At 72.0% G+C, this 21686-nt stretch carries 22 protein-coding genes and 1 pseudogene; 10 read left to right on the top strand and 13 right to left on the bottom strand.

What is annotated here, in order from left to right; translation table 11 throughout:
- Positions 1-206 precede the first annotated feature (206 nt).
- Positions 207-968 (top strand): SDR family oxidoreductase, encoded by a 762-nt coding sequence (locus ACFOWE_RS13525; RefSeq protein WP_377287639.1) that lies wholly within the window; start codon positions 207-209, stop codon positions 966-968.
- 78 nt (positions 969-1046) lie between these two features.
- Here ACFOWE_RS13525 and ACFOWE_RS13520 read toward each other — a convergent pair whose 3' ends face one another.
- The 4 genes from ACFOWE_RS13520 to ACFOWE_RS13505 all read right to left on the bottom strand — a co-directional run bounded on the left by ACFOWE_RS13520 (position 1047) and on the right by ACFOWE_RS13505 (position 3827).
- Positions 1047-2213: a hypothetical protein gene (locus ACFOWE_RS13520; protein ID WP_377287638.1), complete on the bottom strand. Its 1167-nt coding sequence runs from the start codon at positions 2211-2213 to the stop codon at positions 1047-1049.
- Complete coding sequence (locus tag ACFOWE_RS13515; protein WP_377287637.1) at positions 2206-2595, bottom strand: hypothetical protein; 390 nt, start codon at positions 2593-2595, stop codon at positions 2206-2208. The genes ACFOWE_RS13520 and ACFOWE_RS13515 overlap by 8 nt, the downstream gene beginning before the upstream one ends.
- 205 nt (positions 2596-2800) lie before the next feature.
- Complete coding sequence (locus tag ACFOWE_RS13510) at positions 2801-3223, bottom strand: hypothetical protein (RefSeq protein WP_377287636.1); 423 nt, start codon at positions 3221-3223, stop codon at positions 2801-2803.
- A 61-nt stretch (positions 3224-3284) separates the two neighbouring features.
- Entirely contained in the window at positions 3285-3827 is a 543-nt protein-coding gene (locus ACFOWE_RS13505; protein WP_377287635.1) for an RNA 2'-phosphotransferase, read from the bottom strand.
- A 178-nt stretch (positions 3828-4005) separates the two neighbouring features.
- On the opposite strand from ACFOWE_RS13505, the gene ACFOWE_RS13500 reads away from it, so the two are divergent.
- Positions 4006-4188 carry a hypothetical protein gene (locus ACFOWE_RS13500; protein WP_377287634.1) on the top strand — a complete coding sequence of 61 codons (183 nt, stop codon included), beginning with the start codon at positions 4006-4008 and terminating at the stop codon, positions 4186-4188.
- 90 nt (positions 4189-4278) lie between these two features.
- Positions 4279-4518 carry a M14 family zinc carboxypeptidase gene (locus tag ACFOWE_RS13495; RefSeq protein ID WP_377289104.1) on the top strand — a complete coding sequence of 80 codons (240 nt, stop codon included), beginning with the start codon at positions 4279-4281 and terminating at the stop codon, positions 4516-4518.
- On the opposite strand, the pseudogene ACFOWE_RS13490 reads toward ACFOWE_RS13495, so the two are convergent.
- A pseudogene (locus ACFOWE_RS13490) lies at positions 4485-5524 on the bottom strand (RNA-guided endonuclease InsQ/TnpB family protein). The gene ACFOWE_RS13495 and the pseudogene ACFOWE_RS13490 overlap by 34 nt on opposite strands.
- Before the next feature lie 149 nt (positions 5525-5673).
- Here ACFOWE_RS13490 and ACFOWE_RS13485 point away from each other — a divergent pair.
- On the top strand, positions 5674-6045 hold the full coding sequence (locus tag ACFOWE_RS13485) for a hypothetical protein (protein WP_377287633.1): 372 nt from the start codon (positions 5674-5676) through the stop codon (positions 6043-6045).
- 179 nt (positions 6046-6224) lie between these two features.
- Here ACFOWE_RS13485 and ACFOWE_RS13480 read toward each other — a convergent pair whose 3' ends face one another.
- Together ACFOWE_RS13480 and ACFOWE_RS13475 are read right to left on the bottom strand one after the other, a co-directional pair.
- Positions 6225-6383 carry a hypothetical protein gene (locus ACFOWE_RS13480; RefSeq protein ID WP_377287632.1) on the bottom strand — a complete coding sequence of 53 codons (159 nt, stop codon included), beginning with the start codon at positions 6381-6383 and terminating at the stop codon, positions 6225-6227.
- Positions 6384-6876: 493 nt separating this feature from the next.
- Positions 6877-7728, bottom strand: a complete 852-nt coding sequence (locus tag ACFOWE_RS13475; RefSeq protein ID WP_377287631.1) for an ATP-grasp domain-containing protein — start codon at positions 7726-7728, stop codon at positions 6877-6879.
- A gap of 196 nt (positions 7729-7924) precedes the next feature.
- Here ACFOWE_RS13475 and ACFOWE_RS13470 point away from each other — a divergent pair, with 196 nt between their 5' ends.
- Positions 7925-8614, top strand: a complete 690-nt coding sequence (locus tag ACFOWE_RS13470) for a TetR/AcrR family transcriptional regulator (RefSeq protein WP_377287630.1) — start codon at positions 7925-7927, stop codon at positions 8612-8614.
- A gap of 68 nt (positions 8615-8682) precedes the next feature.
- Positions 8683-9369, top strand: coding sequence for a DNA alkylation repair protein (locus tag ACFOWE_RS13465; RefSeq protein ID WP_377287629.1), 687 nt, complete (start codon positions 8683-8685; stop codon positions 9367-9369).
- 95 nt (positions 9370-9464) lie between these two features.
- Here ACFOWE_RS13465 and ACFOWE_RS13460 read toward each other — a convergent pair whose 3' ends face one another.
- The 5 genes from ACFOWE_RS13460 to ACFOWE_RS13440 form a co-directional block, all read right to left on the bottom strand.
- Positions 9465-10373, bottom strand: a complete 909-nt coding sequence (locus ACFOWE_RS13460) for a carbohydrate ABC transporter permease (RefSeq protein ID WP_377287628.1) — start codon at positions 10371-10373, stop codon at positions 9465-9467.
- A gap of 118 nt (positions 10374-10491) precedes the next feature.
- Positions 10492-11484 carry a carbohydrate ABC transporter permease gene (locus ACFOWE_RS13455; RefSeq protein ID WP_377287627.1) on the bottom strand — a complete coding sequence of 331 codons (993 nt, stop codon included), beginning with the start codon at positions 11482-11484 and terminating at the stop codon, positions 10492-10494.
- 9 nt (positions 11485-11493) lie between these two features.
- Positions 11494-12906, bottom strand: coding sequence for an N-acetylglucosamine/diacetylchitobiose ABC transporter substrate-binding protein (gene ngcE, locus ACFOWE_RS13450; RefSeq protein WP_377287626.1), 1413 nt, complete (start codon positions 12904-12906; stop codon positions 11494-11496).
- Between the two features lie 19 nt (positions 12907-12925).
- Complete coding sequence (locus ACFOWE_RS13445; protein ID WP_377287625.1) at positions 12926-13684, bottom strand: sugar isomerase domain-containing protein; 759 nt, start codon at positions 13682-13684, stop codon at positions 12926-12928.
- A 4-nt stretch (positions 13685-13688) separates the two neighbouring features.
- Positions 13689-14564, bottom strand: coding sequence for a MurR/RpiR family transcriptional regulator (locus tag ACFOWE_RS13440; RefSeq protein ID WP_377287624.1), 876 nt, complete (start codon positions 14562-14564; stop codon positions 13689-13691).
- A 209-nt stretch (positions 14565-14773) separates the two neighbouring features.
- Between ACFOWE_RS13440 and ACFOWE_RS13435 the strand changes: the two genes are divergently transcribed.
- The 3 genes from ACFOWE_RS13435 to ACFOWE_RS13425 all read left to right on the top strand — a co-directional run bounded on the left by ACFOWE_RS13435 (position 14774) and on the right by ACFOWE_RS13425 (position 19632).
- Positions 14774-15583, top strand: coding sequence for an SAM-dependent methyltransferase (locus ACFOWE_RS13435; RefSeq protein WP_377287623.1), 810 nt, complete (start codon positions 14774-14776; stop codon positions 15581-15583).
- 26 nt (positions 15584-15609) lie between these two features.
- On the top strand, positions 15610-16251 hold the full coding sequence (locus ACFOWE_RS13430; RefSeq protein ID WP_377287622.1) for a MerR family transcriptional regulator: 642 nt from the start codon (positions 15610-15612) through the stop codon (positions 16249-16251).
- 72 nt (positions 16252-16323) lie between these two features.
- Positions 16324-19632 carry an NACHT domain-containing protein gene (locus ACFOWE_RS13425; protein ID WP_377287621.1) on the top strand — a complete coding sequence of 1103 codons (3309 nt, stop codon included), beginning with the start codon at positions 16324-16326 and terminating at the stop codon, positions 19630-19632.
- Positions 19633-19659: 27 nt separating this feature from the next.
- On the opposite strand, the gene ACFOWE_RS13420 is transcribed toward ACFOWE_RS13425, so the two are convergent.
- Complete coding sequence (locus ACFOWE_RS13420; protein ID WP_377287620.1) at positions 19660-20328, bottom strand: ThuA domain-containing protein; 669 nt, start codon at positions 20326-20328, stop codon at positions 19660-19662.
- Between the two features lie 275 nt (positions 20329-20603).
- Here ACFOWE_RS13420 and glnII point away from each other — a divergent pair, with 275 nt between their 5' ends.
- Positions 20604-21623: a glutamine synthetase gene (glnII, locus tag ACFOWE_RS13415; protein WP_377287619.1), complete on the top strand. Its 1020-nt coding sequence runs from the start codon at positions 20604-20606 to the stop codon at positions 21621-21623.
- The last annotated feature ends 63 nt before the right edge of the window (positions 21624-21686 follow it).

Genomic DNA, 21686 nt, shown 5'->3' with positions numbered 1-21686 from the left:
CGGCGGCCCGCCCGGCGGTCCCCCGTGCCCTGGCTCCGTCAGCCCCGCCCGCCCGTCCGACCGGCCGGGCGGGCGGGCGGGCGGGACCCGCGCCTCGCTCCGCCTCCGCGGGTTTGTCGGCGGTGATGTTTCCCACTCACCCGGCGACGATGTGACCGACCGGTCGGTATGGACGTGGCGACGGCCGTACGGCATGCTTACCGAACATGAGTCTGTTCTCGGTGCAAGGCAAGAAAGTCGTGGTCACGGGAGGTTCCCGGGGCATCGGCCGCATGATCGCGGCAGGTTTCGCAGAGGCGGGGGCCACGGTCTACATCTCCTCCCGCAAGGCCACCGAGGTCGAGAAGACCGCGGCCGAGATCGGGTGCGTCGCCGTACCGGCCGACCTGTCCACCGAGGAGGGCGTCGCCGCGCTCGTGGAGGCGGTCTCCGCCCGCGAGGACCGGCTGGACGTGCTGGTCAACAACGCCGGCGCGACCTGGGGCGCCCCGCTGGAGGAGTATCCCGAGCACGCCTTCGACAAGCTCTGGAACATCAACGTCAAGGGCGTGTTCTACCTGACCCAGCGCTTCCTGCCGCTGCTGCGCGCCGCCGCCTCCCCCGAGGACCCGGCCCGCGTCATCAACGTCGGCTCGGTCGACGGCATCCGGGTGCCCGCCCTGGAGACCTACGCCTACTCCACCACCAAGGCGGCCGTGCACATGCTCACCCGCCACCTCGCCCACCGGCTCGTACGCGACTCGATCACGGTCAACGCGATCGCGCCCGGCCCCTTCGAGTCCAAGATGATGGCCTTCGCCCTCGACGACCCCGGCATGCGCCAGGCGATCGCCTCCAGCGTGCCGCTGGGCCGGATCGGCGCCCCCGAGGACGTGGCCGGGACCGCGATCTACCTCTCCTCCCGGGCCGGCTCCTACCTCACCGGCACCGTCATCCCCGTCGACGGCGGCATGACCACCCACGGCTGAGTCCCGGTCGGCGGGCGCGGTGTGCGCTCCGGAGCGCACACCGCGCTCGCGCCCGCGCCCCCACCGGGGCCGCGCCCGTCAGGGGATCGCCTGCAGATCGACGACCAGGAACCCGTCGTCGAGCCTGTAGCGCAGCAGGCGATCGTCCTTGGCGACGGACGGTAGCGGCGCACTGTCCTTCATCGCCGGGGCGAGGCTCACCGCGATGTTCCTGTCGAAGTCCTGCAGGACGGGCTGGAGCGCCCCCGGAACGTCCGCCACGCCGGCGATGAAGCGGTCCCGGACGAGTCTGGCCATCGGGTGCGGCCTCATCGCCAACGGCACCGCCCGGCTCCCGCCGTCCGCACGCCCCTGCGCGTCCACCCGTCCCTGCACGGCCCCGGTGCGGGAGGGCCCGTCCGCGCTGCTGACGCACCGGCGCACCCCGCAGGCGACCAGCGCGTCCCCGGAAGCGCTCGGGGCCCGCTTGACCTCACCCGTCTCGACGTTGCGGGCCTCGGCGAACGTGCCGTCGCCGTACGGCATCGGCCCCGGGCTGCCGACCCACGGCCACGACAGCAGGTGCCGGCCCTCCGTTCCCTCGACCTTCCGCACCTCACCACCGGCCGCGGCGCGGAAGACGCCCAGGTTCCCCTGGGACCAGACGACCTCCTCGCCGGTCACGGTGAGAGCCGTGACCGGCACCTGCCGATGGTCGCGCTGCGGCTCGGCGGCCGCCGCGACGACCGGTTCGCCCCCCGTCACCGGCACCGTCCAGATCTCCACGCGCTCGCCCCTCCGCTCCTTGCGCGCGGTCCACCAGGCGATCTTCCCTCCGCCCATGGCGAACCCGTCGGGGAAGAGAACGGTGTCCCGCGGCACGGGAATGTCGGCGATCTTCGTGGTCTTCCCGGACCCGAGGTCGTAGGCCCAGAGCGTGTCGGCCTTCTCGAAGCTCGCCTCGCTGGTGATCAGGATCGTGGAGTCGTCCAGGAAGAGGTACGGAATGATCTTGCTGCCGTCCGGAAGTCTCCCCGGAAGGCGGTGGACCGCCTGGGGCCAGATCTTCCCCACGTCGGGGAGCTCCGGCCCGGCCGCCACCGTGGCGGTCGCCGCGAGCGGGACCGGTTCGACCGGCGCCTGCGCGCCCTGAGCGCCCCCCCGGCCTGCCAGCCAGAACCCGCCGACTCCGACCAGTGCGACCGCCAGCGCGCTCGCGGTCGCCCCGGCCCACCGGGCCACCCCGCTCCGCCTCGGATCACGCATAGAAGTACCTCGTCCCTCCGCAGTTGAAGGTCCGGACGACGCCCGATACCGAGTCCCGGCTGCACACGTCCACATCGATTCCGGTGAACTCGACGAGGTCGAATCGGAAGAGCTCACCGCCATTCGCGCCACCGGCATAGTCGAAAGTGCGCAAATACGATCCCCTCACCCACGATCTGGCGCGGACACCGTACCCGTCCTTCTTGTAGTCGTAGACATAGATGCTCTCGATCTCCCCGGACCGGCCTCCATCACTGAAATCCGCACCTCCGGAGATGTCGCCGTTGAACACCGAGCCGCTGCTCGCGTGCGCCGCGTTCGGAAACACCAGGACCGCGAGGACGGCGGCCACCGAGAGAACTGCAAGGAAAAGCCTTTTCAAAGGACCGTACCAGCCTTTACTCCAGGCATTACTCCGCGATTCATCCGGCAAATTACATGATCACGGAGCACAACTGAAGATCTTGACTTCCCCGCCGCCCTGTGGTCATGGCCGGTCGGCGGGTGTTCAGCCTCGCCTCGGGGACCGTCCCACCCGTGGAGTGCGGAGTCCCGCCCGCCGGACCCGTCCCGGCCCGCGGGCCGTCCTACCCGGGCGGGGCCGTGTGCTCCGGGAAGCGCCGGTCGAGGGCCTGGATCCACTTGGCCGCGACGGCGGCCACCTGGACCAGCTCGGTGCGGAGCGCCCCCGGGTCGTCCTCGGCGAACGCCTCCAGGACCTCTTCGATGAGGATGTGCCGCCACGTCAGCGTCCCGGCCGCGGCCGCCGCGGCGGTCTCGTCCTTGGCCCGCTCGGCGGCGGCCGTACCCTCCGGGCCCGTGCCGTCGGGGACGTCCTGGATCCCCCACCGGGCGTCCTGCGCCGCCCGCTCCGCCCCGATCTCACCGAGCACCCGGGCCAGCGAGCCCGGCATGCCGAAGTCCCCGTCCGCCGCACCCGCCGGCACCGTCGCCGGCGCCGTCGCCGTCACCTTCCTTCGCGCAGACGCCTGCGCCGCTGTCTCGTCCACGCCGAGGCACGCTACCGTCTCCCGACCGGGCCCGCCCGGCCGGGAGAACGGTCCACCGGGCTCAGCCGGGGAAGCGGATGAACGGCGGCGGGACGTGGCCGGTCAGCCAGACGCCGTTGGCGCTGCGGCGGAACTCGTGCCCGGCCGCGCGCATCGCCCCGGCGTCGACGGCCAGCACGACCGGCCTGCCCCGGCGCGCCCCGACCCGGGTGGCGGTCTCCCGGTCCGGCGAGAGGTGGACGTGGTGGCGGCCCATCGGCCGCAGCCCCTCGGCGCGGATCGCGACGAGGTTGCGGGCCACCGTGCCGTGGTAGAGGAAGGCGGGCGGCTCGCACACCGGAAGGTCGAGGTCCACGGGGACCGAGTGGCCCTGGCTCGCCCGGATCCGGCCGCCCTCGATCACGTAGCGCCGCTTGTCGTTTCCGGCCACGACCTCGTCCAGCTCGGCCCGCGAGATCGGGAACCCGTGCTCCGCCGCCGCGGCCAGCAGCACGTCGATTTCCACCCAGCCGTGCGGGTCCAGTTCGATCCCGATCCGCTCCGGCCGGTGCCGCAGGTGCCTGGCCAGGTACTTGGAGATCCCGACCAGCCGTCGCTCGTCCATCGTGCGCCTTCCCGCCGGAGTCCCGTCATCCCCCGTCCCGCCCGCCGGGCACGGTGAAGGTCCAGCCTTCCCTTCGGTGAGCGGCGCGTCCACGCGTTTTCCCGGTGGCTCCCGTCGGGTTCCCGGCGGATCCCGTCGAGCGGGCACCGCGGCACCCGATGGAATGTCACGTCTTGTCATGATGATCACCGGTGTCAGCGTGATCGACATGGCGAACCGCTTCACGGTGATCGCGGCGGCCCTGCTGGCCGCCGCCCTCGCGATCCCCGCCGGGGCCGCCCACGCGGACCCCGCCCCGGCGACGTCCCCCACCGCGTCGTCTCCGGCACCCTGGCCACCAGCGCCCAGGGGCGGCCGGTGAGGTACGCGATCGTCGGCGAACCGCGCACGATCAGGAACCTGCCCGCGGTCCAGGCCGCGATCCGCTCACCCCGCGCCCGTCGCCCGCGCCCTGGCCCGCGCCACGCCGGCGATCCTCTGGATCACCGGCAACGTGCACGGCGGTGAGGAGAGCGGCACCGACGCCGCCCTGAAGACCCTCCACGACCTGGCCGGGCGGGTCGACTGCGCGGACCGGCGCATCCTGGCCAACGCCGTGGTCGTCGTCGTGCCGGCCCAGAACCCCGACGGCCGCGAGGCCGACACCCGGCGCAACGCCTACGGCTTCGGCTTGGCTTCCTCCCCCTCGTAAACGAGGGCGATTCCAACCGTCGCCGGTCGGCCTTCCTGCTTCACCGCCGGTCGCCTTCCCGAGAGGACTCCCGTTGAGGTCTCACACCGGCTCCACAGGCGTTTCACCTCTCCGCCAGCCCGGCGACGAGGATGTCCTTCGCGGCGTTGACGTCCCGGTCGTGGAGTGCGCCGCAGGCGCACTGCCAGAACCGGACGCCCAGCGGCATCGCCTCTCGCAACGCGCCGCAGGCCGAACAGAGCTTGCTGGAGGGCAACCAGCGGTCCACCGCCACCACGGTGCGCCCGTACCACTGCGCTTTGTACTCCAGCATCGTCCGCAGCTCCCGCCAGGAGGCATCCGAGATGGCACGGGCCAGCGAGTGGTTCTTGACCATGGTGCGGACGGTCAGGTCCTCGATCACGACCGTTTGGTTCTCACGGACGAGCCGAGTGGTGAGCTTGTGCAGGAAGTCGCGGCGGCGGTCGGTGATCCGCGCGTGGGCGCGGGCCACCTTCACCCGCGTCTTGGCCCGGTTCGCCGACCCCTTCGCCTTGCGGGCGAGGTTCCGCTGGGCCTCGGCCAGGCGGCGCCGGTCGGCCCGCTCGTGCCCCGGGTTGGTGATCTTCTCGCCGGTCGACAGGGTGAGCAGGGACGTGATCCCGGCGTCCACCCCCACCGACTGCTCCACGGGCTCCAGCGGGGCGATCGTCTCCTCCACCAGCAGGGACACGAACCAGCGCCCGGCCGCGTCCTTCGACACGGTCACCGTGGACGGCTGCGCGCCCTCGGGAAGCGGACGCGACCACACGATGTCCAGCGGCTGATCCATCTTCGCCAGCGTCAGCTGCCCGTCGCGCCAGCGGAAGGCGGAGCGGGTGTACTCGGCGGTGTAGGCGCGGGTGCGTTCTTCGAGGGCCTTGTTGTAGACGTAGCGGACGCAGCCGAATGTGCGGGCAAGCTCGGACGCCTGCTCGGGGGTCGGGTGGAGGCGGTACTTGTAGGCCTGCTTCACGGTCTGCGTCATGCCTCACGTAATATCGCGGGATCGGTTAAGAATCTCATGGTTGTTCGATACGGCGGTCCGCCTCGCGGCGGATCGCCTGCCCCTGCCCTGCTCCGCAGGGGTCCGATTCCTCCCCCGCCTGAAGGCGGGGGTCTCCTCGGAGGTTTCCGATGAACCGCGACTGGTTCGCGCGGACCCAGCCGGAGACCGACGGCAAACTGGAGCTGCTCCGGAGATATCCGCCGCAGCTGTTCATCGACGCCCACGAGATGGGCGGCACGGAGTTCTTCTTCCCGCCCAACACCGACCCGGTCTACCACGAGATCGCCGAGCCGGCGGTCGGGTGGATCAACGACGTCTACGGCGCCTCGATGATCGAGGAGTTCACCGCGCGGAGGATCCCGTTCTTCAACCGCGACGTCTACGACCTGTTCTACCCGGGCTACGGCGACACGGTCCCCACCACCGGCTTCAACGCCGCGGGAATGACCGTCGAGAAGGGCGGCTCCGCCCCGATCGCGGCCCGCGCCTTCGAGCAGTGACTCACCCAGTGGGTCTCCCTGTCGGCCGCCGCCGACCGGAAGACGGAGATCCTCACCGCCTGGGCCGGGATGCACCGGGAGGCGTTCCGGCAGGGTCTGGCCGGCGAACCGGAGCCGAACAGGGTCTACAACTCCGGCGGCGAGGTCGTCACGCAGGTCCCGGACCTGAAGGTCCGCCGCTACTTCCTGCGCGCCGACGACCCCGCCGAGACCGAGCTGATCTTCCGCCGCCTGCAGCGCATGGACGTCCGGGTCCTCGAACTCTCCAGGCCGCTGACCGTCCCGGACTTCAAGCAGTACGGCGGGCCCTCGGCCAGGACCGTGCTGCCGAAGGGCACCTACTGGATCCCGCTCGCCCAGGGGCAGAAACACTGGATCCAGGCCATGCTCCACGAGGACCCCTACACGCCGTTCCCGTACTTCTACGACGTCACCGCGTGGAGCCTGTCACTGCTGGCCAACGTCTCCGGAGGCTCCTCCGGCGGGGTGCCGGTACCCGCCGCGACCCCGGTGCGGGCCGTCGGCGCCCCCTCCGCGGCGATCACCACCTCCCGCCGGGTCGACGTGCTGCAGATGGCCGGCGTCGAGCAGAACGCCAACGAGTCCGCCGGCTGGCTCCGGCACCGGCTCGACCGCGACCGGAGGCTCCCCTACAAGGTCCTCGCCCCCCGCCGACGTCGCCGCGGGCGGTCTCGACGGCGTGGACGTGCTGCTGGTTCCCGACGGCCCGGCCGCGGCGGCCGGGGGGCTGACCGGGCTCGGCGCCACCTGGGCCGAGCAGCCCGCCTCCGGCGGCGCGGTCCGCCGGCGGGGCCGGCCCGATGGCCTCCGTCAGGAGGCGTGCTCCAGCACCGCGCGCGCCAGGGCGTCCGCGGCGCCGGGGGCGTAGCGCAGGAAGAGGTACGGCTCGGTGAGCTCGACCTCGATGAGGGCGGGCGAGCCGTCCGGGAGCCGGACGAGGTCGACCCGGGCGTACAGCAGGCCGGGGAACTCCGCCAGCACCCGCTCGGCCAGGGCGACCTGGTCGGGGGCGGGGTCGCGGAGCTCGGCCCGGGCGTTGTCGGCGTCCGGCGCGGCGGTGCCCCCGGCCAGCATCGGGTTGCGCCGTACGGCGTGGCTGAGCCGGCCGCCGAAGTACAGCAGGGAGGTCTCCCCCTCGGCCTCGACCATGTCCAGGTAGGGCTGGACCATCGCGGTCCGGCCCTCGGCCGCCAGCCGGGCCGCGTGCTCGGCCGCCTTGTCCCGGTCGGTGGTCCGGATCGTGTCGCGGGCGCCCGCCGAGATCGCGGGCTTGACCACGTACTCGCCGAGGCCGGGGAGGTCGGCGGCCCGGCCCGGCGCCACCCACCAGGTGGGGATGATCGGCACCGGCAGGTCCCGCAGGTAGGTCTTGTCGGTGTTGCGCTCCAGCACGGCCGCCGGGTTGGCCAGCCGGGTCACGGACTCGACCCGGCGCGCCCAGGCGAGGAACTCCGCGCGCCGGTCCACGTAGTCCCAGGCCGAGCGGACCACCACGAGGTCGAAGACGGACCAGTCGGCCTCCGGGTCGTCCCAGCGCACGGCCCGTCCGGAGATGCCGGCTCCGGCCCAGGCGGCGAGAGCGGGCTCCTTCTCGTCGTCCAGCCCCTCCGGGTCCGCGTAGGTCACGTACGCCACGGCCATGCTCATGAAAAACGCCCCCATGTCAGGATCAAAAGACTAGAAAGGACATTACACAGAAGGTCGGGACCGGACACGCCCCTGTCTGGCGACTGGCCTCGCCTTTACGAAGTATGTCCAAATTTATCCACCGAGCGGCGGGAGCCGTACGGCCGGCCCCGCGGTCCCGGCCCCGCGGTTACCTGAACAAGCGATTGCGCAAGGGCTCATAATGGGAGGCGTGAACACGCGAAAGAACTCCGGAGGCGCGACCACCACCCCGGTCAGGCGCCGGGGTGCGACGAAGCGGGCGGCATCATCCGGCTCCGCCTCGGAGCGCCGCGACCACCTCGTCAAGCTCGCCGCGGAGCTCTTCGCCCGCAAGGGCTTCCAGGCGACCACCGTCCGGGAGATCGCGGAGGAGGCCGGCATCCTGTCCGGAAGCCTCTACCACCACTTCGACTCCAAGGAGACGATCGTCGACGAGGTGCTCAGCACCTTCCTCCACGACATCGTCGGCCGCTACCGGACCGCCCTGGAGAAGGGTGGCGACCCCCGCACGATCCTGTCAGAGATGGTGCGGATCGGCTTCAGCACCCTCGAGCCCCACCGCGCGGCGATCACGGTCATGCAGAACGACTGGAACTACCTGCGCTCCCTGCCCGGCGACCGCTTCGACTACCTGGTCAAGGCCGAGGACGAGGTCGAGAGCATGTGGGTCGAGCAGATCAAGCGCGGCCAGGCCGCCGGCCAGTTCCGTCCCGACGTGGACCCCAAGCTCACCTACCGCATGATCCGTGACACCATCTGGGTCACCGTCCGCTGGTTCCGCCCGGGCGGGCGCCTCGACACCGCCGCCCTCGCCGAGCACTACGTCGCCGTCCTCTTCGACGGCCTGGCCACGGGCCAGCGGACGACCCAGCAGGCGTAGGCGGGAGGCCACGGGGCGGGCGGCGAGGGTGCCGTCCCGCCCGTGGAGTGCACAAAAGAGGTGGGTACGTGAGCGCGGAGGCGCTGCAGAAGGCCGTGCGGCTGGCGCTCGCCGAGGCCGCGGATCCCGGCAAGGCCCCGGCCATGCAGGCCTACATGAAGTCGGCCATGCCGTTCCTCGGCGTCCAGGCCATGCCCCGCCGCGCGATGCTGCGGAAGGTCTTCGCCGAGCACCCGTTCGAGGCCGCGCCCGAGTGGCGCAGGGCGGTGCTGGCCCTGTGGCGGGAGGCCGAGTACCGCGAGGAGCGCTACGCGGCGATCACCCTCACCGGTCACCCCCTGCGCTGGGGCCGGACGCTGTACACGCTCCCGATCTACGAGGAGATGATCGTCACCGGCGCCTGGTGGGACTTCGTCGACGAGGTCGCCATCCAGCGGATCGGCCCGCTGCTGCGGGAGTTCCCCGACACCATGCGGCCCCTGATGCTCGAGTGGGCGCACGGCGACGACCTCTGGAAGCGCCGCACCTCGATCATCTGCCAGAACAAGTTCCGGGCCGCCACCGACACCGGTCTGCTCTACGCCTGCATCGAGCCGAGCCTGTCGGACACCGACTTCTTCGCCCGCAAGGCGATCGGCTGGGCGCTGCGCGAGTACGCCAAGACAAACCCCCGCGAGGTCCTGCGCTACGTCGACCACAAGGGCATCAGCGGCCTGAGCCGCCGCGAGGCGCTGAAGAACCTCCCGACCGCCTGATCCCCGCCGGGCACGGCCCTTCCCGCCGGACACCCGCCGAGGCCCGGTGGCGACCCTGGGCCCCCCACCGTGACCGTCCTGACGGATCCGGCGGGCTACTTCAGCGCCCCGGCCGTCAGGCCCTTCTGGATCTGGCCCTGGAAGATCGTGTAGACCACCAGCATCGGCAGGACGGCCATGCTCAGCGCGGCGAACAGGGCCGCCCAGTCGGCGTTGTAGCCGGCGGTCGTGGAGATCTCGTTGATGCCCTGGGTCAGCACCCACTTCTCCTTGGCGGAGGTGAGCAGGACCAGCGGGAGCTGGTACTGGTTCCACTGGCCGAGGACGTTGAAGATCGTCACGCTGACGATGCCCGGCCGGGCCATCGGGAGCATGATCTGGAAGAAGACCCGGGTGTGCGAGGCCCCGTCCACGAAGGCCGCCTCCGCCACCGCCTCCGGCAGGGTCCGGAAGAACGCCGCCAGGAAGAAGACGGTGAACGGCAGCGAGTAGGCGATGTAGACCAGGACCAGCCCGCCGTGGGTGTTCAGGCCGATGAACGGGCCGACCACCGGGATCGAGCCCAGGTTCTGCACCACGAAGAAGAGCGGGGTCAGCGCCAGGTAGACCGGGAAGGCCAGGCCGGAGACGAACAGCAGGTAGATCGCCCGGTTCCCGCGGAACCGGTAGCGGGCGAGCACGTAGGCGGCCATCGAGCCGAGCAGCATGGTGCCGAACGTGCTGAAGGCCACCACGACCACGCTGTTGAGCATGTAGCGGCCGATGCGCGCCTGGTCCCAGGCCCGCGCCCAGTTGTCGAAGCGCAGGACGGCCGGCAGGGACCAGGCGTCGCCGAAGATCTCCTGCTCGCTCTTGAACGACGCCAGGAACGTCCACAGGATCGGGACGACCACCAGGACCGTCCAGACCAGCAGCGTGACGTGCGTCAGCGCCGAGAGCGGCCCGAGGCGCCGGGCGCGCTCCCGCCTGACCTCCGCGCGCGAGGCCGCCGCCGGGACCGTCACGGCCGCCCTTCCCAGGCCGTGAACGCCCTCTCCGCGCTCACCGGCCGCCCTCTCCAGGTCATGGACACACTCTCGCCCCAGGTCATGGACACCCTCCCGGCGCTCACCGGCCGCCCTCTCAGAACTCGAGCCGCTCGCGCCGCGACAGGCGCAGGGACAGCGCGGCGAAGCCGACCGCGAAGAAGAACAGCACCACGCCCATCGCGGAGGCGTAGCCGAACTTGAAGTACTCGAACGCGTTGCGGTAGATCTCCGCCGCCATCACGGTCGTGGAGTAGTCGGGGCCGCCCTGCTCGGCCGTCATCACCCAGACGACGGCGAAGACGTCCAGCGCGGCGATGCCGAGGTAGACCCAGGCGACCTGGACGGTGTCCCGCAGCAGCGGCAGCGTGACCCGCCGGAAGAGCTGGACCCGCCCCGCGCCGTCGATGGCCGCGGCCTCGAACAGCTCCCGGGGGATGGAGGCGATGCCCGCGGAGAAGAGCACCACGTAGAAGCCGACCGCCTGCCAGACCAGCACGGCCAGGACCGACCAGAACGCCACGCCGGTGTCGGACAGGAAGCCGACCGGCTCCAGGCCCAGCGCGATCAGCGGCGCGTTGAGCATGCCGCTCCGGTCGGGCCGGAAGACCTGCTGGAACAGGACCGCGACCACGGCGACGGCCAGCACCTGGGGGAAGAAGAACACCACGCGGTAGAACCTCGATCCCCGCACGCCCCGCACCCCCGCCCGCCCTCCCGCGTTCAGCAGGAAGGCGAACAGGAGCGCGATGGCGATGGTGAGCAGCGGCAGCAGCGCCAGCAGGACGAGGTTGTGGCCGACGGCCTTGAAGAAGTTGCCGTCCTCCAGCAGCCTGCGGAAGTTCTCCAGCCCGACGAACCGGGGCGTGGCGTTGACCCCGCGCCAGTCGGTCAGCGCGATGTGGAACGCCTGGGCGTAGGGGGAGATCACGTAGACCGCGTAGAGCGTCACCGGGAGCGCGAGGAACCCGGCTATGAACAGCGGCCGGGCGAGCCGCGCCCGCGCCCGCGCGAGCCGTCCGGGCCGCGGGACACCGCGTCCCGGGCCGCCCGCGGCCGCCTCCGGCCGCTCATCCTGCTTCAGGCTCACCCGCCGGCCCTACCTCTTGAACTTCTTGACCGACGAGTCGCTCTTGATCGCGTCGGCCTTCTTCTGGGCCCGCTCCGCCCACTGCTCCGCGGTCAGCTTGCCGTTCATCAGCTGGCCGGAGGCCGCGGCGACCTCGTCGTGCAGCTCGGCGTACCACTTGCGGAACAGGAACCACACGGCGTTGCCGCCCGCCGCCGCCAGCGCGTCGGAGGCGCTCTTCAGGCCTGGAGAGAGGGTACGCCCCTCGCCGGCCCCCTTGACCACGGTGAGCGTGGAGACCTTCTCCATGAAGTCGCCCGCCGCCTTCTTCGAGAGCATCGCCCGCATGTACTCCAGGCCCGCCCGGGGGTTGGCCGACCGGGCGGAGACGACGTACTCCTCGCCCGGCTGGACGTGCAGCGTGCCGTACGGCATGGCGTCGGAGGAGCCGAAGTCCGGCAGCGGGAAGAGCGCGTAGCCGAAGTCGGCCGGGGTGGTGTCCTTCTGCTCGTTCTCCAGCCAGGAGCCGCAGGGCAGCATGGCGACCTGCCCGTTGTTGTGCGCGGTCTGCGTCTGGACGTGGTCCAGGCCCGCGGTGCCCTGCAGGAGGTACTTGGCGCCGATCTCGGCGAAGGCCTCCGCCGCCTGCTTGACCGGCTCGGCCTTCCAGGCGCCGTCCTCGAGGTTGTCGATGTTCCGCAGCACGTCCTTGCCGCCGATCTTGGCGGCGAGGGTGAGGATGGCCTCGTAGATGTAGTAGGGGTGCTTGCCGGCGTAGGTGAACGGCGCCGTCCTGCCCGACTTCTCGATGGTCTCGCAGAGCGCGAGGAACTCCTGCCACGTCTTCGGCGGCTGCCAGCCGTTCTCGGTGAACAGCTTGGACGAGTACCAGATGCCCCAGACGGTGTTGGCGTAGTTCAGCACGTACGGCGTGCCGTCGTAGGTGCCCAGCTCGATCGCGGCGGGGTCGATCGTGTCGCGCACCTTCACGTCGGGGTCGTCCCAGCTGGGCGCGTCGTACAGCGGGGTGAGGTCGGCGAGCTGGCCGTCCTGGACCAGGGCGCCGAAGTCCATCGCGTTGGCGCCGGAGTTGTTGACGAACTCCGGCGGGTTCCCTCCGGCGAAGCGCGGCTGGAGGGTCTTGGCGATCTCCTGGGTCGTGTTGTGCTTGATCTCCAGCTTCGGGTACCTGCTCCTGAGCAGGGGCTGGTGGATCTCACGGGCGTAGGCGTCGCCGAAGCCGCCGTCGAAGATCCAGATCTCCAGGGGCCTGTCCTCGGCGAGGCCGAGCGGGTTGGCGGCGCTGGTGGCGCCGGGCGCGGGCGCCGAGGAGGCGCTCTGGCCCCCGCCCCCGCCGGGGGTGGCGCAGGCCGACAGCACGGGCAGCGCGAATCCGGCCAGGACCGCGCTGCGCAGGAGCTCACGCCTGGATGGGTGGGACACGGTTCCTCCTGGTGGGGGGTCAGGCTCCTCGCCGGATCCGTCCGGCGTAGCGGCTCTCGAGGGTCCGGTTGTGCTCGTCCCCGCCGACGGTGTTGGCGGAGCGGTAGACGGGCGGGTCCTGCCCGGCGTCGGTCAGGGAGCGCACCACCTCGGCCACGACCGCCTGCGCCAGCAGCGCCGAGGTGATCGTGGAGACCGCGCCGAACGCGCCTCCGCCGGCCAGCGGCAGGACCGCGTCGCCGTACGGGGCGCCGTTGTCGAGCACCACGTCGGCGTGGTCGAGGAGCTTGCGCCCGGAGGGGTGGCGGGAGGTCATCGCGGTGCCGTGCCGGACGGAGGTGATGGCGATCAGGTCGTGGCCGCGCTCCTTGACGACGGAGGCCAGCTCCACCACCGCGCCGTTCACGCCGGAGCTGGAGACCAGCACGAAGACGTCCCGCGGGTCGACGGGGGCGAGCTCGTAGACCCGCCGGCCTGCCGACGGGTCGCGCTCCAGCTCCCCGGGGGCCCCGGTCAGCACGCTCACCGGGGCTCCGCCGTACAGGACGACGTCGCGCGGGGAGAGCCGGTTGCTGGGCACGAGCCCGCCCGCCCGGCCGGCCAGCTCCATGGCGACGGCCTCGGAGTGGCCGGAGCCGAACGCCTGGAGCACCCCGCCGGCACGCAGCGAGGCGGTCACCAGCGCGGCGGCCCTCCCGACCGCCTCGGCCTGGGTCCGCCAGACCTCCTCGACGCGGGCCCGGATCTCGCGGACGTAGTCGGCGGCGCCGATGCCCATGCGGTCAGCTCCTCTCCACGCGGTGGCTCTCCAGGGCCCGGATCGTCCGCCCGAACGCCTCGTTGGTCCGCTCGTAGGTGCGCTGCGCGACCGCGACGTAGACGGCGTCGAGCACGAAGAGCTGGGAGTGCACGGCGGCCAGGCCGCCCAGCCGGAAGGTCGTCTCCCGGCTGGCGGTGGTCAGCACCAGGGACGCCAGCTCGGCCAGCGGGGAGCGGGCGAAGGAGGTGACCGCGACGGTCAGCGCGCCCCGGTCGCCGGCCTCGGCCAGGGACTCCAGGACCTCGCGGGTCCGGCCCTGGTGGGAGATGCCGACCGCGACGTCGCCCTCGGCGAGCAGCGCCGCGTCGGCCAGGGCCTCGTGCGCGTCGGCGTGGCTCCAGCAGGGCACCCGGATGCGGCGGAGCCGGCCGCCCATCATGCCGGCCACCGCGCCGCTGGTGGAGACCCCGAAGATCAGCACGCGCCGGGCCGCGACGATCGCGTCGGCGACCTCGGCGACCTTCGCGGGGTCGAGCTGGGCGGCGGTGTCCTGGATGAGGCGGGAGTCCGCGGCGGCCATCACGCCGATCGCCGCGTCGAGCGGGTCGGTGGGGCCGATCTCGTGGCCGACCCCGGTGTCCCAGTGGGCCTGGGCGGCGCGGCCCGTCTCGGTGGCCAGCGCGACCCGCAGCTGGGCGTAGCCGCCGAAGCCGAAGACCCGGCAGAAGCGGGTGACGGTCGCGGGCGAGCTCCCGCTGAGCTCGGCGAGGGCGATGATCGTGGACCGGGCGGCCCCGGCGGGGTCGGCCAGGATCGCCTCGCCCACCCGGCGGAGCGCCTCGGGCAGGGCGGGGGTCTCGGTCCGGATGCGTCCGAGCGCGCCTGCGGCCACAGACATTCCTTTCACCCGACCGGCGGTTGGATGAAAATTATTCTTGCCCGGATCCGGCGTCAAGAGGAGCGGGCGCTCCGTCTCCCGGCCGCCGCGGGTCCGCCTCCGGCGCTCCGGAGGAATTCACCCGCCCGGAAAAATCCCAGTAAAGATCACAGATCCGCCTCCGTCGCCTAGCATCGTCACAACATGATCGACATGGCGGAAGGAGCGCGATGACCGAGGAGCGGGCACCCGCGGGGATCGATCCGACGGTGCCGAGTGTGGCCCGGATGTACGACTACTTCCTGGGCGGCAAGGACAACTTCGCCTCCGACCGCAAGGCGGCCGAGGAACTGCTCAAGATCATACCCAGCGTGCGGACGCTGGCCCGGGACAACCGCGCCTTCATGCGCCGCGCGGTGACCGAGATCGCCCGGCGCGGGGTGGACCAGTTCCTGGACATCGGCTCCGGCCTGCCCACCCAGGAGAACGTCCACGAGATCGTGCACCGGGTCGTCCCCGGCGCGCGGGTCGTCTACGTGGACAACGACCCGATCGTCATGGCGCACGGCAGGGCCATCCTGGAGGACAACCCGCACACGGCCGTCGTGCAGGCGGACATGCGTGAGCCGAAGGCCCTGCTCGACCACCCCGAGATCCGGGCGCGCCTCGACTTCGACCGGCCGGTGGCCGTGATCCTGCTGGCGATGCTGCACTTCGTCCCGGACGACGAGGATGCCGCCGGCATCGTCGCCGCGGTCCGCGAGACGCTGGCCCCCGGCAGCCACCTGGTGATCTCCCACGGCTACGCCGGCAACCTGCCGGCCGACACCGTCCGTGAGGGGCAGGAGATCTACCGGTCCACCTCCGCCGGGTCGGCCACCCTGCGGACCCCCGCCCACCTCGCCGCCTACGTCGACGGCCTGGAGGTGCTCGAGCCCGGGATCGTCCCCGTCGAGGCGTGGCGGCCGGAGTTCGAGGAGGACGCCGTGCCCGACTTCGAGCGGCCCGGCGCCCTGTGCGTGGTGGCGAGGGTGCCGTAGCCATTGGCTACCCGTACTATCCAAGGATGAGGATCTCGCAGCTCAGCACCGCCTCCGGCGTCCCCGTCCCGACCATCAAGTACTACCTGCGTGAAGGTCTGCTCCCCGCCGGGGAGCAGACCTCGGCCACCCGCGCCGAGTACGGCGAGCGCCACGTGCGGCGGCTCCGCCTGATCCGCGCGCTGCTGGAGGTGGGGCACCTGAGCATCGCGTCCATCCGCGAGGTCCTCGCCGCGGTGGACGACGAGGGCATGAGCATGCACCGCGTGCTCGGCACCGCCCACTACGCCCTCGCCCCCCGGATCGAGCCCGACCCCGGCGACGAGGAGTGGCGGCACGCCCGGGACGAGGCCGACCGGCTGATCTCCGGCCTCGGCTGGGAGGTCGACGCCCGCTCCCCCGCCCGCACCGAGCTGGCCCAGGCCCTCCTCACCCTCCACCGGTTCGGCCTGTCCACCGCCGAGGCGGCCCTGCGCCCCTACGCCGAGGCGGCCGAGCGGCTGGTCTCCGAGCACGAGATCCACACCGTCGCCCGGGACGGCACCCGCGAGGAGGCCGTCGAGGCCCTGGTGGTGGGCACCGTCGTGCACGGCCGCGTCCTCGACGTCATGCGCCGCCTGGCCCAGGAGTCCGCCTCCGCCCGGATCTTCGGGACACCTCCGGCCTGACACGGCCAGACCCAACGGATCAAGACATCATCGGCCTGACACGGTCAGGCCCTGCGAGATTAGGCTCCCCGCATGGCCAAGCCGATCAGTTACGCCGACGCGGTCCGCATGCTCGGCGACGAGCCCGTGGTCACCGCCCTCAACGACGTCTTCGGCGGGGCCCTGCTGAGCGCCGCGACGCTCGGCCTGTCCGACGCGCTCTCCTGGTTCGACCCGAAGCCGGACGCCGTACGGCTCGGCCACAAACTCGTCGGCGGGCTCCGCGACAAGATCACCGGTCTCGGCCGGCACGACCGCACCCGGCGCCTCCAGGCCGCCCACGCGATCATCGTGCTCACCGCGTTCTACGAGGCGATAGACGAGATCGGGCTGCCGTTCTCCGCCAAGGAGATCGAGCTGGGCCCCGAGGACCTGGTGGCGATCGCGACCGTCGAGAACGCCTCCGGCGTGCTGGCCTCCTCGCTCCTCCACCACGGCCTGCCCGTTCCGCAGGCGCACCGGCCGTACGAGGAGGCGCTGGAGTCCCTGCGCGCCTACTACGCCGAGATCGGCACGGACCTGCTCGGCCACCTGCACGGACTCGCGGTGTGGTGGAACCTCGACGCGACGCGACGCGACCGCGCCCTGCGCACCCTCCAGGGGGGCCTGGCCGACGCGGCCCTCGCACGGTACGAGGTGCTGTACCGGCAGCTCGCCGTGGACTTCCCCGAGTTCGCCTTCTGGGCCGGCCTCGGCCAGCACCGGGCCACCCGAGAGGAACTACGGACCGGCCTGGCCGAGCTGAGTCGGCTACTGACCGGGCTCACCCCCGGCCGGGTTCCGGACCATCAGCTCACCGCCCTGACCCTGGCCAACGAGGCCGCGCTCGGCCGCCCCGTCACCGAGAGCGCGGAGCAGCTGGACGGGCTGACCTTCCCCACGCTGGGCAGCGCCTACATCGACCCGGGGTTCAAGGTCGCCGACGCCCCCGACGGCGCCGACCTCGGCACCGAGGAGCGCTGGGAGACGCTCCGGGTCCGCGACGACCTCCCTCTGTTCCTGGCGGGCCACCTCACCTCCTCCCGCGCCGTCGAGGCCCCGCTGGTGGTGCTCGGCCAGCCGGGCGCGGGCAAGTCCGTGCTGGTGAAGGTGCTGGCGGCCCGGCTCGGCGCCGAGGGCTTCCTGCCGGTCCGCGTGCCGCTGCGCTCGGTCTCCGCCGACGCCCAGATCCAGGAGCAGATCGAGCAGGCGGTCCACTCCGCCACCGGTGAGCGCCTGTCCTGGCCGGACCTGGCCCGCTCCGGCGGCGGCGCCCTGCCGGTCGTGCTCCTGGACGGCCTCGACGAGCTCCTGCAGGCCACCGGCGTGCAACGGGCCGACTATCTCGTCCAGGTCGCAGACTTCCAGCGGCGCGAGGCCGAGCTCGGCCGCCCGGTGGCCGTGGTCGTCACCACCCGGACCGCCGTCGCCGACCGCTGCCGCCTGCCCGCCGGCACCCTGGCGGTACGGCTGGAGCCGTTCGACGACGGGCGGGTGGAGCGCTGGCTGCGGGTCTGGAACGCCGCCAACGCCGGATACTTCGCCTCGCGGGGCCTGCGGCCGCTGTCGGCCGAGGCCGCCGCGGCCCACCGCGAGCTGGCCGGGCAGCCGCTGCTCCTGCTCATGCTGGCCCTCTACGACGCCCACCCCGACAGCAACGGGGTGCTCGACGGGGAGGGGATGAGCGGCGCGGAGCTGTACGAGCGGCTGCTGGTGCGCTTCGCCGGGCGGGAGGTGGACAAGCACCACGCGGGGCTCGCTCCGCGCGAGCGCGGGCGGGCCGTCGAGCACGAGCTGCTCCGGCTCTCGGTCACCGCGTTCGCCATGTTCAACCGGGGGCGGCAGTGGGTCACCGCCGAGGAGCTGGACGCCGACCTGGCCGCCCTGCTCCCGGGTCCTCCTCCGGCCGCGCCCGCCGGTTTCCAGGCCGCGCTGAGCCAGGCCGACCTGGCCGTCGGGAGCTTCTTCTTCGTCCACCGGTCGCAGGCCGTACGGGACCGGCGGGAGCTGCGGACCTACGAGTTCCTGCACGCGACCTTCGGCGAGTACCTCGTCGCCCGGTTGCTCCACCGGGTCCTGGCCGACCTCGCCGACCAGGAGGAGCGGGCCTCCCCGCTGCTCGGCGGATCCGGGCCCGTGGACGGCCTGCTGCACGCCCTGACCTCGTTCACCGTGCTCACCACCCGGCCGCCGGTTCTGGATTTCCTCGCGCAGCTCGCCGGGGGCGACGACCGGCTGAAGCCGCTGCTGATCCGCCTGTTCCAGGCGCGGGAGGAGCGGACCGACCGGTCCTACGAGGCCTACCGGCCGGTCCCCGGCCTCTCGGTGATCGCCCGGCACGCCTGCTACGGGGCGAACCTCGTCCTGCTGGCTGTCCACCTCTCCGGTGACCTGCGGGTGAGCGAGCTCTGCCGCCCCGGCGAGGACCCGGTCCGCCTCTGGCGGAGCCTCGCGCCCCTGTGGCGGGCGGCCTTGACCTCCGAGCAGTGGCAGGGCACAGTCGGAGGACTGGCGGCCGTCCGGATGTACGACGACGGCCTGCGCGACCTGCGCCTGCTCTCCGGCCGCGGTTCCGCGTCGGACACCGTCGATCTCGCCTGGACACTGGATCTGGGGGAGGACGGCGTCTACTACGACATCGCCTACCTGGAGCCAGCCGACCTCCGTGCGTCGACGGGTCTGCTCTGCCTGCCGGAGGTCGACCTCTTCGTCGCCCTCTCCGACGCCTTCGACGACGGGGACGCGCTCCTGCAGAGCCTCGGGGCGTTCGAGGCCCCGGGCGGCTCCACGGTCACCTCGATGGCCGCGGCGCTCATCCGGGTCCTCATGGCGTCCCGGATCGAGGACGCGGAGGAGCTGTCCCGGATCTACCGCGCGGCCTGCTCCATCGCGACGCGCCCCTCCCATGCTCATCTGGACAGCACCCTGCCGGTCATCCTGAGCCGGCTGGAGCAGGACCTGCCGCGTCTTCCCCGCGAGACCTCGATAGAGATCCTGGAAGGTCTCGCTCCGTTCCGTGACCGCTGCGCCGCCCCGTTCGTCCGCTGCGCCCTGGCACTCACGGCCCGGCACCAGGTGTACGCGCAGGCGGAGCGGTGGCTGAGGCTGGAGGAGGCGGTCTCCCCGCTCGTCGCGCTCCTGACCGTCACAACGGTCATCGAACTCGGTCCCGACATGGATCCGGAGAACATCGCATCCCAGGCTTTCCGCGCGGTCCGCGAATTCGACGCCGCCGACCTCCTCATGGTCCACCACGAGGATCCCCAGCTCTACCATCGAGCGATGAAGATCATCACTGCGTACGGCGAGCCCTACGGGCTCGCCCACCTCGAATGGCAGGACATGCTGAACCCACATGCCTGAACCTCGGCACGTGCACGGCGGGAGCGCCTACTCGCTCAGCGGCTGCCTCAGCAGCCACTGGGCGGCCCGGCGGAGCAGGGTGCGGTGGGCCGGGCTGTCGTAGGAGCGGGTGTCGTGGCCCAGCGCGTCGTAGACGAGGCGGCCGCGCCGCACCGGGCGGGCCCACACCAGGGGCTGGCCCATCGACGAGGCCAGTGGCCTGACGTCCGGCAGGACCGTCAGGTCGCTGTAGACCTCGTCCACCACGTCGAAGTCCCGCAGGTCGTCGACGATGGGATGCCCGCCGTGGACCCGGACGGTGGTCCAGCCCAGCGGCGGGTGGTGCGACTTCGGCCACTCCCAGCGCCCGCCCAGGATCCGCGGCCAGCCCTGCCAGTCGTCGAAGCAGATCGAGGCGGCGTGCACGCAGAGCAGGCCGCCGCCGCGCTCCAGGTGGTCCAGGAGCGCGGTGCGGGCCGCGGCGGGCAGCTCGAACCCCCACCGGTCGCGGTGCGGAGCGAACTGGCCGGCGCGCATCCGGCAGCGCAGGGCGTTGACGGTGATCAGCCGGTACTCCGGGGCGTCGGCCAGGCCGCCGGCGATGTCGTCGGTGATGTCGGACTCCACCCCTGCGTCGGCGAGGACCTCGGCCAGCGCGGCGGAGGTCGCGGGGAAGTCGTGGAACGGACCGCCGGACAGGATCAGGTTGCGTGCCACGGCTCCACTCCAGCACGGAAGGCGGCCTCGCGCCATCCCGCTCCGGCGGCACGGCGCCGGGCGCACCCGGCCTCGCCCCCGGGGACGGCCCGGAACGCCCTGCGAAAGCGCGGCTCACAGCGGCGTAATGACCCGGTGAGGATTTTCCGCCCGCCCCCGCCTGCCGGAATGGACTCAAGTAACACTCCGTTCACATATGAGCAACAGGCGGGAAATCGCCGTTTGCGACTCTTCAGGAGCAGCGAACCACACTTCTTCCTCCAAGGACTCCGCCGATGACCTTCAAGGCTGAATACATCTGGATCGACGGCACCGAGCCGACCGCCAAGCTCCGCTCCAAGACCCGGGTCCTCGCGGACGGCGCCGAGATCCCGATCTGGGGCTTCGACGGGTCCAGCACCAACCAGGCCGGCGGCCACTCCTCCGACCGCGTGCTCAAGCCGGTCTTCACCTGCCCGGACCCGATCCGCGGCGGCGACAACGTCCTGGTGCTGTGCGAGGTCCTCATGCCGGACATGACCCCGCACTCCAGCAACACCCGCGCCCTGCTGTCCGAGGTGGCCGAGCGCTACGCCGAGCAGGACTCGTGGTTCGGCATCGAGCAGGAGTACACCTTCTTCAAGGAGGGCCGCCCGCTCGGCTTCCCGCTGGGCGGCTTCCCCGCCCCGCAGGGCGGCTACTACTGCGGTGTCGGCGCCGACGAGGTCTTCGGCCGCGACATCGTCGAGCTGCACCTCGACCGCTGCCTGGCCGCCGGACTGAAGATCTCCGGCATCAACGCCGAGGTCATGCCCGGCCAGTGGGAGTTCCAGGTGGGCCCGGCGGGCCCGGTGGAGGTCGCCGACCACATGTGGGTCGCCCGCTGGCTGCTCTACCGCACCGCCGAGGAGTTCGACGTGGCCGCCACGCTCGACGCCAAGCCGGTGAAGGGCGACTGGAACGGCGCCGGCGCGCACACCAACTTCTCCACCAGGGCGATGCGCGAGGGCTACGAGCCGATCATCACCGCCTGCGAGGCCCTGGGCGAGGGCGACAAGCCCCTGGAGCACGTCAAGAACTACGGCCACGGCATCGAGGACCGCCTCACCGGCCACCACGAGACCGCCCCGTGGGACAAGTACAGCTACGGCGTCTCCGACCGCGGCGCCTCGGTCCGCATCCCGTGGCAGGTCGAGGTGGACAAGAAGGGCTACATCGAGGACCGCCGCCCGAACGCCAACGTCGACCCGTACGTGGTGACCCGCCTCATCGTGGACACCTGCTGCTCCGCGCTGGAGAAGGCCGGCCAGGTCTGATCCCGCGGACGGGCCGGGGGACGGAAGCCGCGGGCGCCCTGCCGGGGGGCGCCCGCGGCTTCC

Origin of the sequence: Planomonospora corallina, from assembly GCF_042650625.1 — a bacterium.
In the GTDB taxonomy this organism is placed as follows: Bacteria; Actinomycetota; Actinomycetes; order Streptosporangiales; family Streptosporangiaceae; genus Planomonospora_B; species Planomonospora_B corallina.
This window is presented reverse-complemented; position numbering and strand designations above follow the sequence as displayed.

What these genes read in the sequence shown, in the direction of transcription:
- ACFOWE_RS13525 (WP_377287639.1), top strand. Translation starts at nt 207, where the DNA reads ATGAGTCTGTTCTCGGTGCAAGGCAAGAAAGTCGTGGTCACGGGAGGT.
- ACFOWE_RS13520 (WP_377287638.1), bottom strand. Translation starts at nt 2,213, where the DNA reads ATGCGTGATCCGAGGCGGAGCGGGGTGGCCCGGTGGGCCGGGGCGACC.
- ACFOWE_RS13505 (WP_377287635.1), bottom strand. Translation starts at nt 3,827, where the DNA reads ATGGACGAGCGACGGCTGGTCGGGATCTCCAAGTACCTGGCCAGGCAC.
- ACFOWE_RS13500 (WP_377287634.1), top strand. Translation starts at nt 4,006, where the DNA reads ATGATGATCACCGGTGTCAGCGTGATCGACATGGCGAACCGCTTCACG.
- ACFOWE_RS13485 (WP_377287633.1), top strand. Translation starts at nt 5,674, where the DNA reads ATGAACCGCGACTGGTTCGCGCGGACCCAGCCGGAGACCGACGGCAAA.
- ACFOWE_RS13475 (WP_377287631.1), bottom strand. Translation starts at nt 7,728, where the DNA reads ATGGGGGCGTTTTTCATGAGCATGGCCGTGGCGTACGTGACCTACGCG.
- ACFOWE_RS13445 (WP_377287625.1), bottom strand. Translation starts at nt 13,684, where the DNA reads ATGGGCATCGGCGCCGCCGACTACGTCCGCGAGATCCGGGCCCGCGTC.
- ACFOWE_RS13440 (WP_377287624.1), bottom strand. Translation starts at nt 14,564, where the DNA reads ATGTCTGTGGCCGCAGGCGCGCTCGGACGCATCCGGACCGAGACCCCC.
- ACFOWE_RS13435 (WP_377287623.1), top strand. Translation starts at nt 14,774, where the DNA reads ATGACCGAGGAGCGGGCACCCGCGGGGATCGATCCGACGGTGCCGAGT.
- ACFOWE_RS13430 (WP_377287622.1), top strand. Translation starts at nt 15,610, where the DNA reads ATGAGGATCTCGCAGCTCAGCACCGCCTCCGGCGTCCCCGTCCCGACC.
- ACFOWE_RS13425 (WP_377287621.1), top strand. Translation starts at nt 16,324, where the DNA reads ATGGCCAAGCCGATCAGTTACGCCGACGCGGTCCGCATGCTCGGCGAC.
- glnII (WP_377287619.1), top strand. Translation starts at nt 20,604, where the DNA reads ATGACCTTCAAGGCTGAATACATCTGGATCGACGGCACCGAGCCGACC.